Genomic DNA, 23027 nt, shown 5'->3' on the forward strand with positions numbered 1-23027 from the left:
CCCGCCGCAGGTCGTACCGATCGATGCGCTCGGCGATGCCGCGGACATCGTGGTCGAATGCGCGCCGAGCCGGCATCTGCGTTCGATCGTCGAGCCCGCCGTGAAGCGCGGCAAGGCGGCGGTCGTCGTCAGCGTCGGCGCGCTGCTCGACAATTCCGATCTCATCGATCTCGCCCGCGCCAATGGCGGGCGCATCATCGTGCCCACGGGGGCGCTGATCGGGCTCGATGCCGTCAACGCTGCCGCCGTCGGCACCATCCATTCGGTGAAGATGGTCACGCGCAAGCCGATCGACGGCTTGAAGGGCGCGCCGTTCATCGTCGAGAACGGCATCGACATCGAGGGGTTGCGTGAGCCGCTCAAGCTGTTCGAGGGTACGGCGCGCGAGGCCGCAAAAGGCTTTCCGGCCAACCTCAACGTTGCGGTCGCGCTGTCGCTCGCGGGTGTCGGGCCCGACCGCACCTTCGTGCAGATCTGGGCAGACCCGACCGTGACGCGCAACGTTCACCGCATCGAGGTCGAGTCGGATTCCGCGCGCTTCTCGATGGGAATCGAGAACATCCCGTCCGAGAATCCCAAGACCGGGATGATCACGGCGCTGTCCGTGATCGCGCTGCTGCGCAAGCAGCGCGCCACCCTCTGCGTTGGGACGTGAGCCTTACGCGCCAGTGACGCGCCAGATCACGTTGCCGACGTCGTCGGCCATCAGCAGCGATTTGTCGGGCCCGATCGCCACGCCGACCGGCCGGCCGTAGGATTGCTTCTCGTCCGGTGACAGGAAGCCCGACAGGATGTCGCGTGCCGGGCCGGACGGGCGGCCGTTCTCGAACGGGATGAACACGACCTTGTAGCCGGACAGCGTGCTGCGATTCCATGAGCCGTGCTGGCCGATCACCATCCCGTCCGGAAAACCCGGCAGCGTGCCGGCCGGCATCCAGCACAGGCCGAGCGAAGCGGTGTGGCCGCCGAGCGCATAGTCCGGCGTGATCGCCTTGGCGACCAGCGCCGGATCCTGCGGCACGCGATCGTCCACCGTCTTGCCCCAGTAGCAGTAGGGCCAGCCGTAGAAGCCGCCGTCGCGCACCGAGGTGAGATAGTCCGGCGGCGTCTCGTCGCCGAGTCCGTCGCGCTCGTTGACGACGGTCCAGAGCACGGACGTCGTTGGCTCCCAGGCAAGGCCAACGGGATTGCGCAGGCCGCCGGCGAAGATGCGATGCGTGCCGGCGACGAGGTCGAGCTCGTAGACCGCGGCGCGGCCTTCCTCGACCTCCATGCCGAGCTCGGCGATATTGCTGAGCGAGCCGACGCCGGCATAGAGCTTCTTGCCGTCGGGGCTCGCGAGCAGGCTCCGCGTCCAGTGTCCGCTCGGCTTGAACGTGGTGAGCCGCTTGCCCGGCGCAGTGATGCGATCGGCATTCGCGACATAGGGAAATGCCATCACGCCGTCGGTGTTGCCGACATAGAAGGTGTCGCCGATGAGCGCCATGCCGAACGGCTGGCTGAGGTTTTCCATGAAGGCGCCGCGCTCTTCGGCGACGCCGTCGCCGTCCTTGTCGCGCAGCAGCGTGATGCGGTTGGCGCTGACGCCGAGGGCCGCGGCACGCCGCATCGTCGCCTGCATCGCATAGTGAAATACGGTGCGCGGGGGACCGGCGACCTGCGTCGCTTCCGCGATCAGCACGTCGCCATTGGGCAGCACCTCGATCCAACGCGGATGGTCGAGGCCGGTCGCGAACGCGTTGACCTTCAGCCCGGGCGCGACCGTCGGCTTGTGTCCTTCGCGCCAGCCGCGCGCGGTCGGCATCTTCAGTGTCGGGATCGCGCCCTGTGGCTTTGCTTCGGGGATCGCCGGTGTCTGGCCCCAGGCCGGCGCCGGCTCGGTGCCGGAGAGCCGGCGCCATCGCAGCGCGATGCCGCCGAGCAGCGCAACGAACTGCGCAAAAATGCTGGAAAAGGTCATGGAAATCCCCTGTCGAACGTGCGGCACTGGCCAACGCCGGATCGCCCATCGCCCCGCGCGGGCTTCAGGCCTGATCGTCGATCTCTCCGAATCGACGACGGGATGTCGTCGTGCCTCTTCGCGCGCGCATCCAACGTGGTGGCGGCCCAAACGTCAACATGTGGAGGGCGTCGCCAGCGTCCATTGCGACGGAATGGCAGCCGATCGAATTTGCATGGGAGGGGTGCCGGGCGTCGTCTGACGCTGCCAGAGATCACCGGCCGATCTGCCGCTCCAGCCGCCGCGCCGCGCGAAAATCATCGAGATGCTGGAGGTTCGGCCCGAGCGCTGCCTCCTTGGACAGCAGATGATAGACCCGCGCGACCGTGCGCTGCTTCCGCTTCGTCCGCCCGGGCGGCAAGCTCCGCGCCTTGCGGGCGGCGGCGATCGCGTGCGCACGAAAATAATCGTAAGCGTCCGACATGGTTCAGCGCTCTGCCGAATTGCGTCCTTCGGGCGATAACGGCGTGGTGCGGGGGCGGTTCCCGGCGAGATGCGGGGCTACTGCGCAATCCCTCACCGTCACCCTTCGAGGCTCTGTTTGCGATGCATTCGCATCGCAAACCTCGCGCCTCAGGATGACGGGACTAGCAGCAACGTTATTACAGGCAATGCTCGCGTCGAAGCCTTCGCCTTACCGAAGGAACGGAATGATCATCGGCACGCGGCGGCAATAGGCGCCGTAGGCGTCTTCGCCGAGCTCCTTGGACAGGAACACCTCTTCCATCCGGCCCTTCTGCCACATGCCGAGCGAGATCAGGATCGCGCCGAGGATCGCGGTCACGGTGCCGACCGCGATGCCGGTGGCGAGCATGCCGGCGATCAGGCCGGTGTAGATCGGGTGACGCACGATGCCGTACGGGCCGGTGTCGATGACGCGGTGGTCTTCCTTGTGCGTGATGGTGTTGGACCAGAACTTGCCGAGATGCAGGCGTCCCCACCAGGTGAAGGAGATGCCGGCGAGCACGACGAGAGCCGTGATGTAGACGCCGATATCGCTGAACACCCACAGCGGCTTCTCGTTCAGCACTTCGGCGGTCCACGGCGTGAACAGGATGCCGCCGACCAGGATCGGGATACGATAGCGGCCGGATTCCAGCGTCATCACCTGCTTCTGGGTGCGGCCCTGCCAGAACGAGGCTCCGACCCAGCTTGCGAGCCAGGCCAGCCAGATCAGGGCGAGCAGTTGCGTCGGCCAGGTCGTGGTCCAGCCACCCCAGGCGACAGAGAGAAGCTTGCTGAAATCAAAGGACATGTGGAAAGGTTCTTTGGTTGGGCGGCCGCTCAGCTCGCGCGCGAGGAGAGCGCGTGATGCTCGATGGCGCCGGACGCGGGCAGCCCGCCGCGTGCGAGCAGATGGGTGATGGTTTCGCGCAGCACCGGTTCGATCGGGCGCGGCGAATAGCCGAGCTCGGTGCGCGCCTTGCCGATCGAGAGGTCGCTTGCGGCGAGCGCAATGCGCACGCCCTCGGCGGTGCCGTTGGGCGGCCGGTGCGTGATGCGATCGGAGATGTATTCGAGCATGATGGCGGACATCTCGGCGACCTTGCCGGGAACCGCGATCGGAAGCTGCCGGCGGCCGCTCATTGCGGACATCATGCGCAGGATCTGGCCAAGCCGCACGCAGTCGCCGCCGAGGATGTAGCGCTGGCCGGTGCGGCCGCGTTCCATCGTCAGCACGAGGCCCGTGGCGACGTCGCGCACGTCGACGAGGTTGACCAGGAAGTTGAGATGCGGCTGCACCTTCTTCTGGAGGAAGTACCACAGCATCGCGGTGGGCGGCGTCAGATTGTGGTCGGCGGCGCCGATCGGCATGGTCGGCGTGCCGATGACGAGCGGGAAGCCCTCGGCCGCCGCCTTGGCGGCGTGATGCTCGGCGAGCGACTTCGATCGCGTATAGGCGCCGGGCATTGCATCGGCCGGCTGAAGCGCCTCCTCGGCGGCAACGCCGTTCAGCTTCGAATAGGGGAACAGGATCGATTCCGTCGAGCAGTGCAGGAAGCGCGACACGCCGCGCTTCCTCGCGGCCGCCAGCACGACCTCGGTGCCGCGGCAATTGACGTCGTGGAAGTCCTGTTTGTTGGCGACCCACATCCCGGGCAGGCCGGCCAGATGATAGACCTGATCGACGCCGGCGAGCGCAGCATCGACCGCGGCGCCATCCAGCACCGAGCCGTGGACGTGATCGACGTCCGAGCTTGCCGTGGTCGGCCGCCGGACGTCGAGAACGCGCACCCGCTGCCCGCGGCCGCGGAGCGCCTCTACAAGATGTTGTCCGATGAAACCGCTGCCACCGGTAACCAGTACGAGAGCCATGAAGAAGGTTTGCTGTTCCGCTTCTGGAAGCTATCGGGTTGAAAGTGAATTGGTGGGAAGAGGCGCGAGAATCGCGGCAAGGTCGCGACGGAAGCCCAATGCAATAAACAATTTTGCCATGACAAACATAGGTCCAAGCAGGAAATGAGTCGGATGGTCGACCATCGACGGCTGCCGCTCTTCAAAAACCTTGTGCCCGACGACCTGCGCGCTGACGCCGAGCACGATCAGCAAGGCAAAAATCGACCACATCATGGCGGTTGAGACCTGATTGCCGATTGTCGTTGCGACGGAAAGCAGCACCACCGCGGCCGCGAGAATGCCGAGCCCGATCCCGGCATCGAGCATCAGCCAGTACACCAGCACCGGCAGGGCCAGGATCACCGCCAGGCTCACCTCGACGCCGAACATGGGAATCTGCAGGAGGGTCAGCGGCAGCACCGCGCCGGTGAACAGGAGGAGGATGCCGACCACGTGCATCGCACAGTTCCAGGGATCGCGGTGGTATTCGACATAGTCGGCCAGTTGGCGTTGAAAAGAGCCAGCCATCTTGGTCTCGTGCAGCATGGGGGGCGGGGAAGGACGAAAAAAGCCTATAGCACCGGACCGGGCAGCGCACAAACCGGCCTTCTTGTCGCGCAAAACCGTGCTGTCGCGCCCTGGGACAGGCCGCAAAACGGTCAGGACTTCAATGGGTTCCGCAAGGTGCCGGGGTGCGCTCGTTCAGCGTTTCTTGGCGGGCTTTTTCGCCGCAGGCGCGGGAGCAGCAGCTGGACGCGCAGGCTCGTCCTCCGGCAGCTTGGCAAATGTCAGGATCTGCAACTGGCCATTGACGGCCGAGGTCGGACGGGCGCGGTCGAGGAACTGCTCCTCGCCGAGGCCGATCGGATGGAGCCGCTTGGTCGAGATCTTGAACGTGTTCACGAGCACGTCACGGATCGCATCGGCGCGCCGCTGGCTCAGGATCGCATTGGCCTCGCGTGACTTCGAATTGGATTCGACATGGCCGACGATCAGGAACGTATAGGGCAGCAGCGAGGAATGAACCAGCGCGTCCGCGATGCGGCCGACGGTCTGGTAGGACGTCGGCTGGATGATAGGCGTATCGGCGTCGAACTCGATCTGCGCGTTGAAGGCGGGCAGGTTGGCGAGATCGGGCGCGATCAGCGGCCGGTTCACCGGACCCGGGTCATTCTTGATCCTGGCCTTCGCCCGCTCCATCACCTGCTGCTTCAGCGCGGGAAGGTCGACCTCGGAAGCCTGTTCGAAATGGTTGAGCTTGCCGACGATGTCGTCGCGGGTCGGCGCCGTCTGCGCGCTGGCTGTGCCCGCGAGCAGGGCGAGGCCCAGCGCGATGCCAATTCCGGCGGTGGAGAGCAGGCTCAGGCGCATCACCGATACCCCGCGTCGTCCACGGCCTTCAGGCAGTTGTTGCTGATGCCCTTGGGCGTCGAGATCAGGCAGGGGATCGACTTGCTGGTCTCCTTGGTCGAGCCGCCGCAGACCTTGACGATCTCGCGCTGGCAGGCGTTCGCCACCGTGACGCGCGCGGCGACACGCTTCTGGATGGCGTCGAAGGCTCGGAGGTAGTCGCTCTGGCACTGCGACGACAGCACGTCGCGGTTGCGGGACAGGCACTCCTTGAGGCGGGTCGAGTCCGGATTGACGCCGCGGCAATTGGCGACGATTTCCGCGCCGCAGCTCTTGGCCAGCATCCCGATCGAATCGCCAAAGCTCATCGTCTCCGCCGCCGCAAGCGACGGCATCCCCAATGCCAGCACGATCAGTGTGATGGAGCCCCGGACCATGGGTGCATCTGATACGGGGAAGTTCGCGATGGTCAAGGGCTGTTCGGGTCAGAACTGTCGACAGCCCGAAGGGTGCGGCGAACGGTCCTCACTCCGCGGCGTGAGCGCGTCGGCGAATTCCGGATCGGCCTTGAGCTGGCAGAGCCCCGGGGCCGGGAAGCGGGCCTCGGGATGAGTTGCGATTCGCGCGGCAGACAGCAGACCAGTGCCTCAAGGTTGCATCACCGAGTTTGATTCAATTATGTTTTCCACGTCTGGGGGGTAAGCAATTGAGCAAATTGACTTTGGCTGAAGGCGCCGGCTCATTCGTGTTTCGTGATGATGGTGCCGTCCCCTCGCCACGTACGATGCGGGTCTTCTCGTTTTGTCCCCGATCGAGCAGTCGGCACACACGCATCATCATGGCGATGCATGGCGTTGATCGCGCTGCCGCGGAGTTTCGCGATCTTCTCGTACCTCAAGCCGAACGCAATGGGCAAATCGTGCTGGTCCCGGAGTTCGATCCGGATCAGTTCCCGGGCGTCCACGCATACAATTTCGGCGGAGTGCGGCTGCCGCCGCCAGACAACACGGTTTTGCCGCGCGATCATTGGAATTTCGGGGTTATCGACCGGCTGTTTCATCATGTTCGACATGCGATCGGGTCCAGCCGGGACACCTTCGGCCTGTTCGGTAACTCCGCGGGCGCCCAATATGTCCTACGCTATCTTGCACTCAACGAGGCCGCTTCCGTTGATCTGGCCGTTGCCGCCAACTGCGGATGCTACATGCTGCCGAACCTCACCACGGAGTATCCAAATGGCATGGGAGGGATTGGCCTCAACGCAGATCATCTGCGGAGATATCTGGGGCGCTCCCTCGTCATCCTGCTAGGCGAGGCCGACGCAGACCCTGACGCCTTCGACCTGCCCCGCTGGGACGAGGCGATGGCTCAAGGGCCTCATCGTCTTGCGCGCGGTCTCTGGCATTTCGAACACTGTACGGAGCTAGCCAAAAGCATTGGTGTCGGGCTGGGCTGGAGACTCGAGATTGCGCCTGGCGCCGGGCACGTCGATCAACAGATTTACGACCAGGGCGCCAACATCTTGAACAGTTGAGTGGATGGCCTTGTGTGAAGGCCTGCTCACGCCCGCTGCACGAAACTGTCCACGACCTTCTTCTCGCCGGCCTTGTCGAAGGCGATGGTGAGCTTGTTGCCGTCGATCTTGGTGACGTGGCCGTAGCCGAATTTCTGGTGGAAGACGCGGTCATCCAGCGAGAATTCCGAGGTCGTGCCGGTGGATTTGGCGACCAGCTCGCCCTCGATCGTCAGGGGGCCGCGGCGGCGCGAAGAGAAGCTGCCGAAATCGGGCGAGGACGAAAACGACGAGGCCTCTTCCTCGAAGCCGCCGCGCCCGCCGCCGCTGCGGCCGCCCTGGCCCCGGTTGCGGTTGGCTTGCGCGCGCTGCCAGCCCGGGGTCGAATAGCTGGAGCCGAACGCCTCCATGTCGTCGAAGCGCGAGGCGCCGTAGCCGCCGGTGCCGCCCCAGGCCGAGCCGCCCTTGGATTCCGTGATCTCGACATTGGCCGCCGGCAATTCGTCCAGGAAGCGCGACGGGATCGTGGTCGACCAGGTGCCATGAATCCGGCGATTGGTCGCAAAATAGATCTTTGCGCGGCGGCGGGCGCGGGTCAGGCCGACATGGCCGAGCCGGCGCTCTTCCTCGAGCCCCGCGCGGCCCTGCTCGTCCAGCGTCCGCTGGCTCGGGAACAGGCCTTCCTCCCAGCCGGGCAGGAACACGTTGTCGAATTCGAGGCCCTTGGCCGAATGCAGCGTCATCAGCGACACCGCGTCTTCCTCGGCCTCGCCGTCGCGGTCCATCACCAGCGCGATGTGCTCGAGGAACCCTTGCAGGTTCTCGAACTCCTCCATCGAGCGCACCAGCTCCTTGAGGTTCTCCAGCCGGCCTGCGGCATCCGCCGAGCGGTCCTTCTGCCACATCTCGGTATAGCCGCTCTCGTCGAGCACGATCTGGGCCAGATCGGTATGCGCGGTGACCTCGCGCTGGGCGCGCCAGCGGTCGAACTGCGCGACGAGATCGCGCAAGGAGCCGCGCGCCTTGGGCTTCAGCTCGTCGGTCTCGACCACGGCGCGCGCCGCCTCGAACAGCGGAATGCGGCGCTTGCGGGCGTGGTCGTGCAGCATCTGCACGGTGGCATCGCCGAGCCCGCGCTTGGGCGTGTTGACGATGCGCTCGAAAGCGAGATCGTCGGCAGGCGAATTGATGACGCGCAAATAAGCCAGCGCGTCGCGGATTTCGGCACGCTCATAGAAGCGCGGGCCGCCGATCACGCGATAGGGCAGGCCGAGCGTGACGAAGCGGTCTTCGAACTCGCGCATCTGGTAGGAGGCGCGCACCAGGATCGCGATCTCGTTGAGCTTTTCGCCGATGCGCTGGAGCTGCTCGATCTCCTCGCCGATGCCACGGGCTTCCTCTTCCGAATCCCACGAGCCGGTCACCGTGACTTTCTCGCCGTCCTGATCCTCGGTGCGCAGCGTCTTGCCGAGCCGGCCTTCATTGTGCGCGATCAGATGCGAGGCGGCGGCGAGGATGTGGCCGGTCGAGCGGTAGTTGCGCTCGAGGCGAATGACCTTGGCGCCGGGGAAATCGTGCTCGAAGCGCAGGATGTTGTCGACCTCGGCGCCGCGCCAGCCATAGATCGACTGGTCGTCGTCGCCGACGCAGCAGATGTTTTTGGTGGGCGCCGCAGCTGCCACCGTCATTCCGGGGCGATGCGCAGCATCGAACCCGGAATCTCGATCCGTGGACTCATCTCCGGATTCCCCGACGTGCTCTTGCACGTCGTGGTTCGGCTCTTCGAGCCGCCCCGGAATGACGGCTTTGGTTGCCGCCGGCGCCTGCGACAGCAGCCGCAGCCACAGATACTGCGCGACGTTGGTGTCCTGATATTCGTCGACCAGGATGTATTTGAAGCGCTGCTGGTACTGCCGGAGAATATCCGGGTGCTCGCGGAAGATGCGGATGTTTTCGAGCAGCAGATCGCCGAAATCGGCCGCGTTCAGGATCTTCAGCCGCTCCTGATAGCTCGCATAGAGCTTGCCGCCCTTGCCGTTGGCGAACATCGCGGCTTCGCCGCTAGGCACCTGCGACGGCATCAGGCCGCGGTTCTTCCAGCCGTCGATCAGGCCGGCCAGCATGCGCGCCGGCCAGCGCTTGTCGTCGATGTTCTCGGCCTGCAGGAGCTGCTTCAAGAGACGCACCTGGTCGTCGACATCGAGCACGGTGAAGTTGGACTTGAGCTGCGCGAGCTCGGCATGGGTGCGCAGGATGCGGCCGCCGATCGAGTGGAAGGTGCCGAGCCACGGCATGCCTTCGACGGCGTGGCCGAGCATCTGGCCGAGCCGGTGCTTCATCTCGCGCGCGGCCTTGTTGGTGAAGGTCACCGACAGGATCTCGCCGGGGCGCGCGCGGCCCTGGCTCAGGATGTGGGCGATGCGCGTGGTCAGCACGCGCGTCTTGCCGGTGCCCGCGCCGGCCAGCACCAGCACCGGGCCGTCCAGCGTCTCCACCGCCTCGCGCTGCTCCGGATTGAGCCCGGAGAGGTATTTCGGCCCCACCGAGGCGCGCGCGCGTGCGGCAATGCCGCCGGCCGCGGGCTGGTGGTCGGGAACGCTTTGGGACGTGATCTTGCTCGGCTCGGTCATGCGAATCATTGGCCCCACGATGGCACCGCGGGGTGGCGGAAGGGAGCCTTCATAACAGGGATTACCGCCTATATGGGGCGGCGGCGAGGGGTTTTCCACGTACGTGGATGGCCGATTTGTTCCAGTGGGCCCCGCGAATTTCCACCTCGCGCGGCTCGGAACCTTCATTCCGAGGTCGAGATTGTCTGGACAGGTGAGGCGCGGGTCTCAGCCGCGTTGATCGCAGACAAACATCAAGACAAAGGTTTTGACCATGCTTGGCTGGGTTGTGACGTTTCTGGTTATCACGCTGATCGCCGGTATTCTGGGCTTTGGCGGCATCGCTGGCACTTCGATCGAGATCGCCAAAGTCATCTTCTTCATCGCGGTCGTGCTGTTCCTGATCTCGGCCGTGGTCGGCCTCGCCCGCGGCCGCACCAGAATCTAGTCGCGCGATGAGTTCTGATTGAACCGGCGCGGCAAGGAACGTGGTTTACCTCTCCCCGCTGGGGAGAGGTGTAAACCGGCAGCGGTATTTGATCCAAATATGCTCTACCGCTTCGAAGGCATCGCCACGCTTCGGCCGATACCTTCGGGCCGCGGCACCGCGCTGTGGGCGCGGGTCACAGCCGCAATACGCTCTTGGATGTCGGGCGGAAATGGCGCAACGCGCCGCGCCGTCATGTCCATGTGGAGTGACATGTTCTCCGAGGTCGCGGACAGCCAGCCCTCGGTCGCGTGCCGCAGCTCTTCAAACGTGTGCAGCCGTTTGTCGTCGGCTTCCAGGAGCCAGACCGAGACCTGCACGGGATCGCCGAGATGGATTTCGCGGAGATATCGCACATGGCATTCGGCGGTGAAGGTCGAGCCGTTGCGCTCCTTCATGTAGGTCGGCCCGATCCCGAGTTTCAGCCAGAGCTGGTCGATCGCGCGGTCGAACATCACGTTGTAATAGGCCATGTTGAGATGGCCGTTATAGTCGATCCATTGCGGCTCGATCTGCATGATCGAGGCGCGGAACGGCTCGGCCTTATGCTCGGCCTTGGGCTCGATCTTGGGCGCGTCGGTGGTCGTCTCCGGCATCTTTCCTTCCTGCCAATTTCTTCGCGAGTTGCGTCCGGTCCCTTGACTTGACCGGTTATATGTCCTTTGCCACGGTCTTCTGTCGGGAGGAATGTCCGTGGGTACGACCATCACCAATAATCCGCCGCGGCCGGAGCCGAAAGCCCTCGCGAGCGCGGTGGAGCAGCTTGCCGCACGCTTCGGCAACCGCCTCGTCACCTCGCAGGCCGTGCGCGAGCAGCATGGCCACACCACGACGTGGCTTCTCAACCAGCCGCCGGACGGCGTCGTGATGGCGCAGGAGACCGCCGACATCCAGGACGTGGTGCGGATCTGCGCCAAGAACCGCGTACCGGTCATCGCCTTCGGCACCGGTACCTCGCTCGAGGGCCAGGTCAACGCGCCGGCTGGCGGCATCTGCATCGACCTGCGCGACATGAACAAGGTGCTCGCGGTGCATGCCGAGGACCTCGACTGCGTGATCCAGCCCGGCGTCACCCGCAAGGCGCTGAATGAGCATCTGCGCGACCAGGGCCTGTTCTTCCCGATCGATCCGGGCGCGGACGCCTCTCTCGGCGGTATGGCCTCGACGCGCGCCTCCGGCACCAATGCGGTGCGCTACGGCACCATGCGCGACAGCGTGCTGGCGCTGAAGGTCGTGCGCGGCGACGGCGAGATCATCACGACCGGCACGCGCGCGAAGAAGTCATCCGCCGGCTACGACCTGACGCATCTGTTCGTCGGCGCCGAAGGCACGCTCGGCATCATCTCGGAATTGACAATCCGTCTGCGCGGCATCCCCGAGACGATCGCGGCCGGCGCGGTCTCGTTCGAGACGGTGCACGGCGCCTGTCAGGCGGTGATCCTTGCGATCCAGACCGGCATTCCCGTAGCGCGCATCGAGCTTCTCAACGCTGCGCAGGTGAAGGCCTGCAACGCCTATTCGAAGCTGACGCTGCCGGAGACGCCGCTGCTGCTGATGGAATTCCACGGCAGCGAGATCGAGGTCGCCGAGCAGTCCAAGGCGTTCGGCGAGATCGCGAAGGAGTGCGGCGGCGGCGACTTCTCCTGGACCACCAGGCCCGAGGATCGCACGAAGCTGTGGCAGGCGCGGCACGATGCCTATTGGTCGGTGAAGGCGCTGCGGACGGGTGAGGGCGTGGGCGTGGTCGCGACCGACGTCTGCGTGCCGATCTCGCGCCTCGCCGATTGCGTCAGCGAGACCGAGGACGACCTGAAGCGGCTCAACCTCTTGTCGCCGATCGTCGGCCATGTCGGCGACGGCAATTTCCACTGCTCGCTGGTCTGCGACGTCAACGATGCCGACGAGATGGCGCGCGGCGAGGAATTCATGCATCGCCTCGTCGAGCGCGCGCAGGCGATGGATGGCACCTGCACCGGCGAGCACGGCATCGGCCAGGGCAAGCAGAAATATCTCAAGGCCGAACTCGGTCCCGAGGCGCTGGACGCGATGCGGGCGCTGAAGAAGGCGCTCGATCCGCACAATATCTTCAACCCCGGCAAGATCGTGCCGGAGGCGTAGCGCCAGCCTGTTGCGGTGTGCCCCGCCGCGTGACGCGGCCGGCGCGGGAACTTTCGGCCGGCCGGCCGGTTCCAAATCCCGACACGTTCCGATGCCTCACTGGTGCGGATCTGCGGGAGCGTAAGATGTTGCGACAGGCTCTTCGAATTGCCGCTGTGGCCCTGGCTTGCATGCTGGCAGGCGCTGCACTGGCAAAGGGCGGTGGCCACGGTGGTGGCCATGGCGGCGGTGGCCATGGCGGCGGTGGTCACGGTGGTGGCCATGGCGGCGGTGGTCACGGTGGTGGCCATTTCGGCGGCGGCCATTTCGGTGGTCATCATGGCGGCGGGCACCATGGTGGCGGGCATTTTGGTGGTCACGGCTTCGGTCGCGCGCATTTTGGTGGCGGCCATCATGGCGGCGCGAGGTTTGGAGCCATCGCGCGGCATGGCGGTCCGCACTTCGGTCAGATCCGCAATGCAGCCGTGCGTCCGGCCAACCTTCGCAACGCGGTGAACCTGCATGCCGGTGCATTTCGTAACGGCCGGCTGATCAGCAATCCCGCGGCACGTGCGCAGATCGCAGGCGCTGCCGCGCTGATCGGCTGGCACGGCGCGGGCAACGGATGGTGGCAGCATCCCGGCGGCTTCTATGGCTGGGTCGGACCGCTGTTCTGGCCCTTCGCCTATAACGATCTCTACGACTACACCATCTGGGGCGACGGTCTGGGCTTCTGGGGCTACGGCTATCCGGACATCTATGCCGGTATCTTCGGCCCCTATGGCTATGACGGTCTCGCGACCTACCTGCCGCAGCGTCCCTCGGGACGACGACACGCCAGAAGCGTTCCGCTCGATCAGCTTTGCGGCAGCGATCGTCGCGAGATCACCGGCCTGCCGGTCGATCAGATCGCAGCCGCGGTGCAGCCGACGGACGCACAGGGCGCGAACCTCGACGATCTCGGCAACGCCTCGATCCAGGCGGCCGCAATCATCCGCGCGTCATGTCCAACGCAAGTCGCGGCCACGGCGCCTGGTCGTTTGGCGGCGATGCAGCAGCGCGTCGAGACGATGGTGAAGGCCGTCGAGCTGGTGCAGCCGGCGCTCGACAAATTCTATGGGTCGCTCACCGACGAGCAGAAGGCACGTTTCAATGCGTTGGCCGAGGACCAGCGCCGCGCCGCAGCTTCCAGCAACGCCAATGCATCGCTGGTGCAGAATTGCGGTGCGCCCGTCGGACTCGATTGGCCGAGCGCCGAGATCGAGGCGCGGCTCCATCCCAATGAGACCCAGCGCGCTGCCCTGCAAGTGCTTCAGGATACCAGCGCCAGGGTTAGGGATACGCTCAAGGCAGCGTGCGAGCCCAACGACGTGATGACGCCGCCGGCGCGCATGGCCGCGGTCCACAAGCGGCTCGATCTGATGCTGGACGGCGTCAAATCGGTGCGCGCTGCGCTTGAGGATTTCTATGCCACGCTGACCGATGAGCAGAAGGCGCAGTTCGAGGCAATCGGGCCGCGTCGGACGTCCTGACCGCGTCGCAAGCCCAGGGCGTGGCGGAAAAAACCGCCTCGCCGATCTCACGACGGTTCTCTATGCTAGGTGCAGCTGACTTCGACAATGCGGTGGCCGGAAGACCACGGGTGGCGGGGCGATGAAGTGGTTCGCGACGAAGAAGCAGGGGGATATCTGGGACGAAGCGATCGAGGGGCCGATCGGCGATATCGAGGCCGCCGAGCGGATTCGCGCCATCTGCGAGGCTGCGACGGCGAGCGCCGAAAAGGTCGGTAGTTCCGCGGCGCGCAGCGACAAGCCTGAAGGCGAGCGCTATCAACGCGCGACGCGAGCCGCGATGGAAATCGCGATGAAGATCTCCGACGATCTGATGCGCGATGACGCGGTTCGCCGCATCGTCGATCTCTGCATGAAGGCCAACGACGCCAGGACAGCGCAGATTCTGTCGCGCGCGATCCAGGCAAGCTGGATACGGGAGGCCGTCCGGCGCGACTATCCGGCGCTGTCGCAGTAGACCGAGGCTATTTGGCCAGCTTGCGGACGGCTTCGTCCACGCTGTGGAACACGTGCTCCTTCGGCAGCGCATCGAACAGCCTGAACCGCTCGAACGCGTCCTGCGCGCGCACGGACTCGAGCCGCGCCAGCGCGACAGTGACGCCCTGTTCGCTGCACGCCTTGAAGACCTCGAGCAGGATCTGGGCGGCGGTGAAGTCGATCTCGACCATCCCGCTCGCCTCCAGCACCAACAATTGCGGCGTCGAGGTGCTGAGGACCTTTGCGACGTCGCTGCGGAAGCCGGGCGCGTTGAGGAACGAGAGTGGCGCCTGGAGTCCGATCACAGCGACTCCGGCGATGCGTTCACCGGTGATGTGCGGATGGGCCGGCCACCAGATCGTGGTGCCGGGCACGCGTTCGAACTCGACGAGCCTTGCGCGCGTGGTGCTCCAGATGCCGTGCAGCAGCGACAGCACGATGCCGAGGAAGGCGCCTTGCTGGATCGGCAGCACGATGATCAGCGCGGCAGTGGCAACGATCAGCAGGAACTCGCTGAAGGACTGCCGATAGATCGTGACGATCTGCTTTGCGCGGATGATCCGCAGCGCCACGAACAGCAGGATGCCGCCCAGCGCCGCGTCCGGCACGTGCCGCAACAATCCGGTGCCGAACGCGAGCAGCGCCAGCACGATTCCCGCGGCGGCAAGACCTGCAAGCTGCGATTGCCCGCCGGTCTCCGCGACGATCCCAGTCCGCGGCGGGCTGGCATTGACCGGAAACGCGCCGAACAGGCCGGCCAGCACGCTGCCGGCGCCCGCGCCCAGAAAATCGCGATCGACATCGGCGGGCTTGTCGGGGTCGGACGGGAATGACCGCGTCGTCGCGGCGGTCTGCACCATCACGACGACCGTGATCACGAAGGCATTCGGCACCAGCCGCACCCACAGCTCGGGCGCAAGCTCGGGGAATGTCGGGCGCGGCAGCGTGCCCGGGACCGCGCCGACGACATTGACGCCCTTGCTCTCGAGGCCAAGCCCGATCACGGCCAGCGTCGCACCGGCGAGGCCGATCAGCGCGCCGGGAATCTTCGCGCTCACCTTCTCGGCGAGGAAGACCACGGCGAGCACGCCGAGGCCGATGCACAGCGTGTAGGGATTGGTCCGGCCGAGTTCGCCGGCCAGCACGCCGATGCGATCGAGCGTCGGTCCGCTCGCTGCCTCCACGCCGAGCACGCCCGGCAGTTGCGAAACGATGATGTGGACCGAGATGCCGGCAAGGAAGCCGACCATCACCGGCATCGACAGCAGATTGGCGATGCCGCCGAGCCGGAAGGCGCCGCTGGCGAGCATCATCGCGCCGACCATCAGTGCCAGCGCGAGCGCGAGGCCCTGGTATTCGGGCGAGCCGGCGGCAGCCATGGCGGCGAGCCCGCCGGCGAAGATCGGCGTGATCGTGGAGTCGGCGCCGCAGGACAGGAAGCGGTTGCCGCCGAGCAGGGCGAAGCCGAGCGATCCCGCCATGAAGGCGAAGAAGCCGATCTGCGGCTCGAAGCCGCCGAGCCGCGCGGTGGCCATCTGCTCGGGGATGGCGATGGCGGCCAGCGTCAGGCCCGCCATCAGGTCGCCGGGCAGGGAGTAGGACGCGAGCGACCGGAACAGTGGCCATGATGTCTTGGCGTGGGCGTCGTGCGGCATCGATGTGGCGTCCCCGGAAGGCTTGGGTCGGACGATCAGACTACAGCATTTCCGGATCGCAAGGCGGCCGATGGTGCAGGCTCTACACCATCAACAGGAATGTCCGCAAACGCTGGGCCTGCGGACATTCATTCGTATCGGGGACTGAGGTTTAGTACCTGCGGTAGTCGCCGTGCCCCATGTCTTCGCCACGGCCACACCCATGCCGAGCCCAATTCCCACGCCGATGCCGATGCCTTGCATGATGGCGCCGGGCGGCGGACCGGGAGGCGGTGCACGCTCGACGATCACGTCTTCGGGCGGGGGCGCAGGCCGGCGCTTCCGCGGCGTGTCGACAACTTTGCGCTTCGGCGGCGTGTCGTCGACGCGCTTCTTGATAACAGGCGCGACTGTCGGGTTGATCGGCGTTGCCGGTGTCGAGGGCGTCGAGCACGGGCAGGTCGGCGCCATTGCGACGGCGACCGGTGCTGCGGCCGCCGCGGCGGCCACGGGACCGTAGTTGCGGTTCTGCACGCGCAACAGCAGCCTGCGTGCGGTCGCGGCGAGGTCGCTGTTATCCCAGTTCGCAAGATAGGCCTCGAACGAGGCGCGGGTGTTGATCGCGACCGCCCGTTCCCACGCCAGCATCTGGCGTCGGCGCTCTAGGATCGTGCGCACGCGCGGCGTGGAGGCGTCTTGCGCGAACAATTCGACATAGGCCTGATACGCCGGCACCGTGTCGTCGGCGATCACGAGTTCATAGGCGGCCTTGGGTGCCTTGCCGCGCAGCTCGTTGCGCCAGTCGTCGACGCTGCGCGTCGCGCTGGCGAGCGCGGTCGAGGCCGCGCCCGGAGCCGCAGGCTGCCCGCTGTCGCCGCCGAAGAACTTGAAATCGCTCGTCAGCGACGAGCTCTCCCAGGGGATCTGCCGCCCGTCGGTCGATTGCGCCACGGCGAGGCGGATGCGCTTGAACACCTCTTCAATCGGCAAGTTGGGCTGCCTCGCAATGGTCAGAGCCGCCGTGGTGTAGGGGCTGTCGGCGCCGGAGCCGTCCTCGGCTTCCGCGCCGGGCGAGGTCGAGTAGGAAATGAACGAGCCGGGCGCACCGGCCTTGGTGTCGACGATCGCAAGCCCGTGGCCCGCGCCGCTGAGTGCCGGGAACGGATTGTTGCGGCAGGCATCGAGCATGAAGATGCGCGCCCGCGTCGGCAGTGCACCGAGCGTGTTGAGGAGATCGTTGAGCCGCACGCCCTGGAGCGGAATGTCGGCCTCGCGCTTGGGGTCGAGATCGACCGGTACGAGATAATTCTCGCCGTCGATCTGCAGGCCGTGGCCGGCATAGAAAACCAGCGCGACGGTGTCGGCGCCGCTGGCGTTGACCTTGCCGGCGAAATCGCTGATCGCCTGGCGCATCTCGTTCTGCGCCAGATTGGGGGCCGCGGTGACACTGAAGCCGGCACTGCCGAGCAGCTCGGTCATGCCTTTGGCATCGTTGGCGGCGTTCGGCAGTTCCGGCACCGCGCGATAGGCGGACTGGCCGATCACAAGCGCGAGCCGCGCTTCCGCTGCGGCATCCGTGGGTGTCATCAGTTGTGCGAGGGCAAGAAGGCCGGATGCAAAGAACAAATTACAAAGCACCGGACGGCGCATGGTGTCACCTCCATCGGCAATGCGCGCGAGGATGTCACCTTTTCTAGGCCTCGGCCATGTCCGGATCTGTGCGCTGGCTCACGCTCTCGGGGGTTGCGACAAAATGGGGCAGGACGCCTCCCGGAGCATCGTTCCGGCGTCATTCATGTGAATTGCGCATTGATCCATGCTGCTATTGGATCGATCCGCGGGATGCGCGAAAGGAACCCCTCGAACGTCGGGCCGCAGGCCGATCGTGATCGAGAATCCCGGGCAAACAGAGTCGTTTCGCTGTGCGTCCGATCTGACGACACACGCGCCGCTCCGCGACGACAGGCGGCGACCCTTGCCTGCGCTGTCGCTTTGGCCATACAGTCCGAGCAACACGCCACGACAACGATCGTGGCCGCGAACAAAAAATGCCTTGGGGAGAGACAGCACCATGACCATCGTGCCCGTAAGCCGCCGCACGTTCATCAAATCGTCGACGGCGGTGACCGCCGGCCTCGTGCTCTCTCCCGCAATCATCGGCCGTGCCGAAGCCGCGACGATGAAACTGAAATGCTCCTCGTCGCTGCCGAACGATCCCAAATACGCCAACGGCCGCGTCTACTACGACAATCTGGTCAAGAACCTGAAAGCGAACGGGCTCGGCGAACAGGTCGAGGTCTCCTTCTTCCCCGACAACCAGCTCGGTCAGGAAATTGACGTCATCAATTCGGTGAAGCTCGGCGTCATCGACCTCATGGTGTCGGGCTCGTCGATCTCGGCCAATCTGGTGCCGCTGGTCGGCACCTTCGATCTCGGCTATCTCTTCACCAGCTTCCCGCAGCAGACCAAGGCGTTCGATGCCGGCGCCGCCAAGCCGATCGAGGACGCTCTGCTCAAGGGCGGCAACATCCGCATCATCGCCTGGGCCTACAATTTCGGCTCCCGCAGCGTGCTGGCGAAGAAGCCGGTCAAGACGCCAGAGGACCTCGCGGGCCTGAAGATCAGGACGCTGCCCAATCCCGTCATCACCGAATGTCTGCGCCTGATGGGCGCGGCCGCGACGCCGCTGGCGTTCGGCGAGATCTACACCGCATTGCAGGCTGGCGTGCTGGATGGGCTCGAGCACGATCCGCCGACCATCCTCGCCAGCAAGTTCTTCGAAACGGCGAAGTTCTATGCGCTGACGCAGCACAACTTCTCGCCGCTCGCGATCTATTTCAGTGACATGACCTTCAATCGCATGGATCCGAAGCTGCGTGAGGGTTTTCTCGACGCCGCCAAGAAGGCCGCAGCCGATACGCGCGCGCACGGGCTTGCGGTGGAGAAGGAGGCGCTGGCCGCGCTCACCGACAAGGGCGTGACGGTAGCCGAATGCGATCGTGAGGCGTTTAGGAAACGCGTCATGCCGCAGACCGAGAACTTCATCAAGGCGCGGCCCGAGTCGAAGCCGGTCATCGACATGATCCGCGCGACCCAGGCCTGAGGCACCGATGACAGGCGCCGCGTCCCTCTCGGGCGGCCGCCACGGGAGCATCACCTTACTTCTTCGCGTGAGCGATGCGATCGCGGCCGTCTTCCTGGCCGCCGATCTCGTGGTGGTGTGCGGTTCCGTGCTGCTGCGTTTCTTCTTCAATGCACCGGTCGAATGGTCGGATGACGTCGCGCGCGGATTGATGGTCGGCTCGGCCTTCTTTGGCGCGGCGAGCGCACTGGCGCGCGGCGAGAATGTCGGCGTGTCCTTCTTCCGCGACATGCTGCCGCTGCGGCTGCGCGCGCTGGTCGACGCCGTGAGCGCGCTGCTGATCGTGCTGATCTCCTTCTATATCGCCTACAACGCGATCAAGCTGGGCTCGCTGACGGCGGGCCAGACCACCGGCTCCGGCCTGCCGCTGGAGCTGACGTTCTATCCAATGGGCGTCGGCGCGCTGTTCATGACGGTGTTCGCGATCGATCATCTCTGCGCAAGGCCGCTGCCTGATATCGGGAAGGGCCTGGTCGCGATCGCGGTTGTGACCGCCCTTTATTTCGCTTGGGACTATCTGTCGCCATCGTCGGTGCCGTCATCGGGCACGCTGATGCTGATCGGTTTCTTCGCGACGCTGTTCGGCGGCCTGCCGATCGGCTTTGCGCTGGCGCTTGCCGCGCTGATCTTCATCTGGGTCGAGGGCGCGCTGCCCGGCGTCATCTTCGCCCAGCAGATGGCGCGCGGCATCGACAATTTCGTGCTGCTGGCGATCCCGTTCTTCATCCTCGTCGGCTATCTCATGGAAGCCAACGGCATGTCGGTGCGCCTGATCGAGCTGTTGCAGCGCGCCGTGGGGCGCATGCGCGGCGGGCTGAACGTCGTGATGGTGGCTTCGATGGTGCTGTTCTCGGGCATCTCCGGGTCGAAGATGGCCGACGTCGCCGCTGTCGGCTCCGTGCTGATCCCGGCGGCGCGCCGCTCGAAGCAGAATCCGGGCGGCGCGGTTGCGCTGCTCGCCGCATCCGCGGTCATGGCCGAAACCATTCCGCCCTGCATCAACCTGATCATCCTGGGATTCGTCGCGAACCTGTCGATCGGCGGCCTGTTCGTCGCGGGACTTCTGCCGTCGGCGCTGATGGCGCTGGTCCTGATCGTCGTTTCCATCATCTTCGGCAAGCGGCCGGCGGCCGCCGAGGAGGTCGAGCCGCAGATGCCGGTGTCCGGCCTCTGGACCGGCGCAATCGCCTCGTTCGGCCTGATCTTCATGATCTTCTTCGGCTTCAAGAGCGGCTTTGCCACCGCCACCGAGATCTCGGCTTTCGCCGTCGCCTATGCGCTCGTCGTCGGCAGTCTCGTGTTCCGCGAGCTCAGCCTGAAATCGGCCGCGCACAGTTTTGTCCAGGCGGCAACGCGCGCGGGTCTCGTGCTGTTCATTGTCGCCGCCGCGCAGTCGCTCGCGTTCACGCTGACCTTGCAGCAGGTGCCGCACGCGGTCGGCGATTTCATGCTCGGATTGTCCAAGACCAGCGGCGTCTGGCTGTTTATCCTGCTCGCGATCGCCGTGCTGATCGTGATGGGCTCGGTGCTGGAGGGCGCGGCCGCGCTCATCATCTTCGGCCCGCTGCTGCTGCCGGTGGCGGTGCAGCTCGGCATCGATCCCCTGCATTTCGGCGTCGTGCTGGTGATCGCCATGGGCATCGGTCTGTTCGCGCCGCCGCTGGGCCTTGGGCTCTACGGCGCCTGCCTGATCGGCAATGTGCCGATCGAGCAGACGGTGAAGCCGATCATGGGATATCTTGGCCTCTTGATGCTCTGCCTGCTCGTGATCGCGTTCGTGCCATGGCTCAGCACCGCCTTGCCGCGCGCGTTAGGCTATTGAGGGAGCTTTACCGTGAAAGTCCTGTTGGCCCATACGCCGGAAATGCGCCGGAATTACTATGGCGAGCGCAGCCTGAGCGGCCTGCAAGCAATCGCCGAGGTGATCCTGCACGAGGGCGATCAGCCGCTCGACGCAACCAGCCTCGTCCGCGCGGCGAAAGATGCCGACATCATCGTGGCCGATCGCATGACCGAAGGCCGCGGCGAGATCTTCCCGCAACTGCCGCATCTGCGGGCTTTCGTCCGTTGCGCCGTTGACATCCGCAACGTCAATGTCGGGGCCGCCTCGCAAGTCGGCGTGCTCGTGACCCGCGCCGGTCCGGGCTTCGTCCAGGCCGTCGCCGAGCTTGCGCTGGGCTTCATGGTCGATCTGTCGCGCGGCGTGTCGCGTGCGACGGCGGACTATCAGGCCGGCCGCCAGGTAGAGGCGCGGATGGGCCGCCAGCTCGCCGGCAGCCGGATCGGCATCATCGGCTATGGCAGCATCGGCCGCTATCTGGCCGAGATCGCCAAGGTGCTGCGGATGGAAGTGCTGGTGTCCGATCCCTTCGTGAGCGTCAGCGACAGCTCCATCCGGCAGGTCGGTCTCGACGAGCTCCTGTCAGCGTCCGACTACGTCGTCTGCCTCGCCATCGCCAATGAAGAGACCGAGAACCTGATCGGAGAGGCGGCGCTCGCGCGCATGCAGAAGCATGCCGTCTTCATCAACCTCTCGCGCGGCAATCTCGTCGACGAGGCGGCGCTCGCGAGAGCGCTGCGCGAAAGCCGCATCGCAGGCGCGGCGATGGATGTCGGCCGTGCGCCCGACCAGATGCCGACGCCGGAGCTGGCAGCGCTCCCCAACGTCATCGCGACGCCCCATGTCGGCGGGCTGACGCCGCAGGCGATCGAGTACCAGTCGCTGGAGACGGTGCGGCAAGTCGAGGCGATCATCAAGGGTGAGATCCCCGTCGGCGCCGTCAACGCCGACCGCTGGACGCGCCGGCCTTTGAAGCGGCCTATAGCCGATCAACCGGTTTGAAGGTCCCGTCCTTCTGGATCACCGTCAAATACACCTTTGGCGGCGTGTCGATCACGCGCGTGCCGACGGTGACGATGCTGCCGCTGATGTCGAAGCGGCCGACATCGTTGATGACGCGCAAGAGACCCACTCGCGTTGGATTGGGGCCTGCCTGCTCCAGCGCCGCCGCGGCAAGGCGGCCCGACAGATAGCCTTCGAGCGACACGAAGTCCGGCGTCAGCGTCGGATCGTACGCATTTTGCGCCGCCTGATAGTCGGCGACGAGCTTGAGCGAGCGGTCCCAGGGAAACGGCACGACTTGAGAGACGATGACGCCTTCGCCTTCGGGGCCGAGCTCACGTGCCAGCGCATTGGCGCCGACGAAGGAGATGTTGACGAAGGCAGGATAGAAGCCGCTGCGGTGCGCGAGCTTGATGAACTCCGCGCAGGGACCGTAGGTGCCGACCATGACGATGGCTTCCGGTTCGCTCCGCTTGAACATCCGCCAGGCGGAGCCGACCGCGCGGGTGTTGCGCTCGAACGTGCCCTCGGCGGCGAGCTCGAGGCCGCGCTTTGCAAGCGCGCTCTTCACGCCCGCAAGCCCATCGCGACCGAAGGAGTCGTCCTGGTAGAAGATGCCGATGCGGGTGAACTTGCGGTCCTCGGTGAGGTGCTTGACCCACGCCTCGGCCTCGGCGCCGTAGCTCGCGCGAATGTTCACGACGTTCGAGAGTTCGAGGTCGCGCAGGAATTCAGCGCCGGTGAACGGGCCGATGAAGGGAACGTTCCTGGCGCTGGTGATCGGGATGGTCGCCATCGCGGTCGGCGTGCCCACTGCGCCGATCAGCGCAAACACCTTGTCGTCCTCGATCAGCCGCAGCGTCTGCGCCACCGAACGGTCGGGATCGTAGCCGTCGTCGCGGCTGAGCAACTGGAGCCAGCAGCGCGATGACTAGGGCGACGCAGGTCGCTGGTCGCGATCGTTTCATG

General features: G+C 65.6%; 18 protein-coding genes and 3 pseudogenes. 9 read left to right on the forward strand and 12 right to left on the reverse strand.

Translation table 11 applies throughout. The annotated features are described in order from the left end of the window. A pseudogene (locus tag AYJ54_RS05710) lies at positions 1 to 655 on the forward strand (aspartate dehydrogenase); the annotation flags it as partial. A gap of 3 nt (positions 656 to 658) precedes the next feature. On the opposite strand, the gene AYJ54_RS05715 reads toward AYJ54_RS05710, so the two are convergent. From AYJ54_RS05715 to AYJ54_RS51150, 7 genes are all read right to left on the reverse strand, one after another. After that, positions 659 to 1960: a PQQ-dependent sugar dehydrogenase gene (locus AYJ54_RS05715; protein WP_063697249.1), complete on the reverse strand. Its 1302-nt coding sequence runs from the start codon at positions 1958 to 1960 to the stop codon at positions 659 to 661. 253 nt (positions 1961 to 2213) lie between these two features. Beyond that, positions 2214 to 2423, reverse strand: coding sequence for a hypothetical protein (locus AYJ54_RS05720; protein ID WP_063697251.1), 210 nt, complete (start codon positions 2421 to 2423; stop codon positions 2214 to 2216). Positions 2424 to 2633: 210 nt separating this feature from the next. Further along, positions 2634 to 3254, reverse strand: coding sequence for a methyltransferase family protein (locus AYJ54_RS05725; protein ID WP_063697253.1), 621 nt, complete (start codon positions 3252 to 3254; stop codon positions 2634 to 2636). 29 nt (positions 3255 to 3283) lie between these two features. After that, positions 3284 to 4315: an NAD-dependent epimerase/dehydratase family protein gene (locus tag AYJ54_RS05730; RefSeq protein WP_063697255.1), complete on the reverse strand. Its 1032-nt coding sequence runs from the start codon at positions 4313 to 4315 to the stop codon at positions 3284 to 3286. Positions 4316 to 4345: 30 nt separating this feature from the next. Continuing rightward, positions 4346 to 4882 carry an Mpo1 family 2-hydroxy fatty acid dioxygenase gene (locus AYJ54_RS05735; protein ID WP_063697258.1) on the reverse strand — a complete coding sequence of 179 codons (537 nt, stop codon included), beginning with the start codon at positions 4880 to 4882 and terminating at the stop codon, positions 4346 to 4348. Between the two features lie 156 nt (positions 4883 to 5038). Continuing rightward, positions 5039 to 5707, reverse strand: coding sequence for an OmpA family protein (locus AYJ54_RS51145; RefSeq protein ID WP_063697260.1), 669 nt, complete (start codon positions 5705 to 5707; stop codon positions 5039 to 5041). After that, the gene (locus AYJ54_RS51150) at positions 5707 to 6123 is read right to left on the reverse strand and encodes a hypothetical protein (RefSeq protein WP_063697262.1); all 417 of its coding nucleotides are present in this window, start codon (positions 6121 to 6123) and stop codon (positions 5707 to 5709) included. Before AYJ54_RS51150 ends, AYJ54_RS51145 begins: the two co-directional genes overlap by 1 nt. A 269-nt stretch (positions 6124 to 6392) precedes the next feature. On the opposite strand from AYJ54_RS51150, the gene AYJ54_RS05750 reads away from it, so the two are divergent. After that, on the forward strand, positions 6393 to 7220 hold the full coding sequence (locus AYJ54_RS05750) for a hypothetical protein (RefSeq protein ID WP_136623464.1): 828 nt from the start codon (positions 6393 to 6395) through the stop codon (positions 7218 to 7220). Between the two features lie 26 nt (positions 7221 to 7246). On the opposite strand, the gene AYJ54_RS05755 is transcribed toward AYJ54_RS05750, so the two are convergent. Next, positions 7247 to 9838, reverse strand: a complete 2592-nt coding sequence (locus tag AYJ54_RS05755) for an ATP-dependent helicase (RefSeq protein WP_063697265.1) — start codon at positions 9836 to 9838, stop codon at positions 7247 to 7249. A 244-nt stretch (positions 9839 to 10082) separates the two neighbouring features. Between AYJ54_RS05755 and AYJ54_RS46745 the strand changes: the two genes are divergently transcribed. Continuing rightward, complete coding sequence (locus AYJ54_RS46745) at positions 10083 to 10256, forward strand: DUF1328 domain-containing protein (protein ID WP_082905494.1); 174 nt, start codon at positions 10083 to 10085, stop codon at positions 10254 to 10256. Positions 10257 to 10360: 104 nt separating this feature from the next. On the opposite strand, the gene AYJ54_RS05760 is transcribed toward AYJ54_RS46745, so the two are convergent. Beyond that, on the reverse strand, positions 10361 to 10891 hold the full coding sequence (locus AYJ54_RS05760) for a thioesterase family protein (RefSeq protein WP_063697266.1): 531 nt from the start codon (positions 10889 to 10891) through the stop codon (positions 10361 to 10363). Between the two features lie 97 nt (positions 10892 to 10988). On the opposite strand from AYJ54_RS05760, the gene AYJ54_RS05765 reads away from it, so the two are divergent. From AYJ54_RS05765 to AYJ54_RS05775, 3 genes are all read left to right on the forward strand, one after another. Then, positions 10989 to 12413 carry an FAD-binding oxidoreductase gene (locus AYJ54_RS05765; RefSeq protein WP_063697306.1) on the forward strand — a complete coding sequence of 475 codons (1425 nt, stop codon included), beginning with the start codon at positions 10989 to 10991 and terminating at the stop codon, positions 12411 to 12413. Positions 12414 to 12538: 125 nt separating this feature from the next. Next, the gene (locus tag AYJ54_RS05770; protein ID WP_063697268.1) at positions 12539 to 13924 is read left to right on the forward strand and encodes a Spy/CpxP family protein refolding chaperone; all 1386 of its coding nucleotides are present in this window, start codon (positions 12539 to 12541) and stop codon (positions 13922 to 13924) included. A gap of 121 nt (positions 13925 to 14045) precedes the next feature. After that, positions 14046 to 14420, forward strand: a complete 375-nt coding sequence (locus AYJ54_RS05775) for a hypothetical protein (RefSeq protein WP_063697270.1) — start codon at positions 14046 to 14048, stop codon at positions 14418 to 14420. A 7-nt stretch (positions 14421 to 14427) separates the two neighbouring features. On the opposite strand, the gene AYJ54_RS05780 is transcribed toward AYJ54_RS05775, so the two are convergent. Together AYJ54_RS05780 and AYJ54_RS05785 are read right to left on the reverse strand one after the other, a co-directional pair. Beyond that, positions 14428 to 16095, reverse strand: a complete 1668-nt coding sequence (locus AYJ54_RS05780; RefSeq protein WP_063697272.1) for a SulP family inorganic anion transporter — start codon at positions 16093 to 16095, stop codon at positions 14428 to 14430. A 151-nt stretch (positions 16096 to 16246) separates the two neighbouring features. Further along, a pseudogene (locus tag AYJ54_RS05785) lies at positions 16247 to 17724 on the reverse strand (caspase family protein). A 421-nt stretch (positions 17725 to 18145) separates the two neighbouring features. On the opposite strand from AYJ54_RS05785, the gene AYJ54_RS05790 reads away from it, so the two are divergent. The 3 genes from AYJ54_RS05790 to AYJ54_RS05800 are packed head-to-tail and all read left to right on the forward strand — an operon-like array spanning position 18146 to position 22058. Further along, complete coding sequence (locus AYJ54_RS05790) at positions 18146 to 19177, forward strand: TRAP transporter substrate-binding protein (protein WP_063697274.1); 1032 nt, start codon at positions 18146 to 18148, stop codon at positions 19175 to 19177. A gap of 7 nt (positions 19178 to 19184) precedes the next feature. After that, a complete protein-coding gene (locus AYJ54_RS05795) occupies positions 19185 to 21038 on the forward strand; it encodes a TRAP transporter large permease (RefSeq protein ID WP_063697276.1) in 1854 nt (617 codons plus the stop codon). Between the two features lie 12 nt (positions 21039 to 21050). After that, entirely contained in the window at positions 21051 to 22058 is a 1008-nt protein-coding gene (locus tag AYJ54_RS05800) for a hydroxyacid dehydrogenase (protein WP_063697278.1), read from the forward strand. On the opposite strand, the pseudogene AYJ54_RS05805 reads toward AYJ54_RS05800, so the two are convergent. Next, positions 22036 to 22974: pseudogene (locus AYJ54_RS05805) on the reverse strand (ABC transporter substrate-binding protein); the annotation flags it as partial. The gene AYJ54_RS05800 and the pseudogene AYJ54_RS05805 overlap by 23 nt on opposite strands. Positions 22975 to 23027: the final 53 nt, after the last annotated feature.

Origin of the sequence: Bradyrhizobium centrolobii, from assembly GCF_001641635.1 — a bacterium.
Classification (GTDB): Bacteria; Pseudomonadota; Alphaproteobacteria; order Rhizobiales; family Xanthobacteraceae; genus Bradyrhizobium; species Bradyrhizobium centrolobii.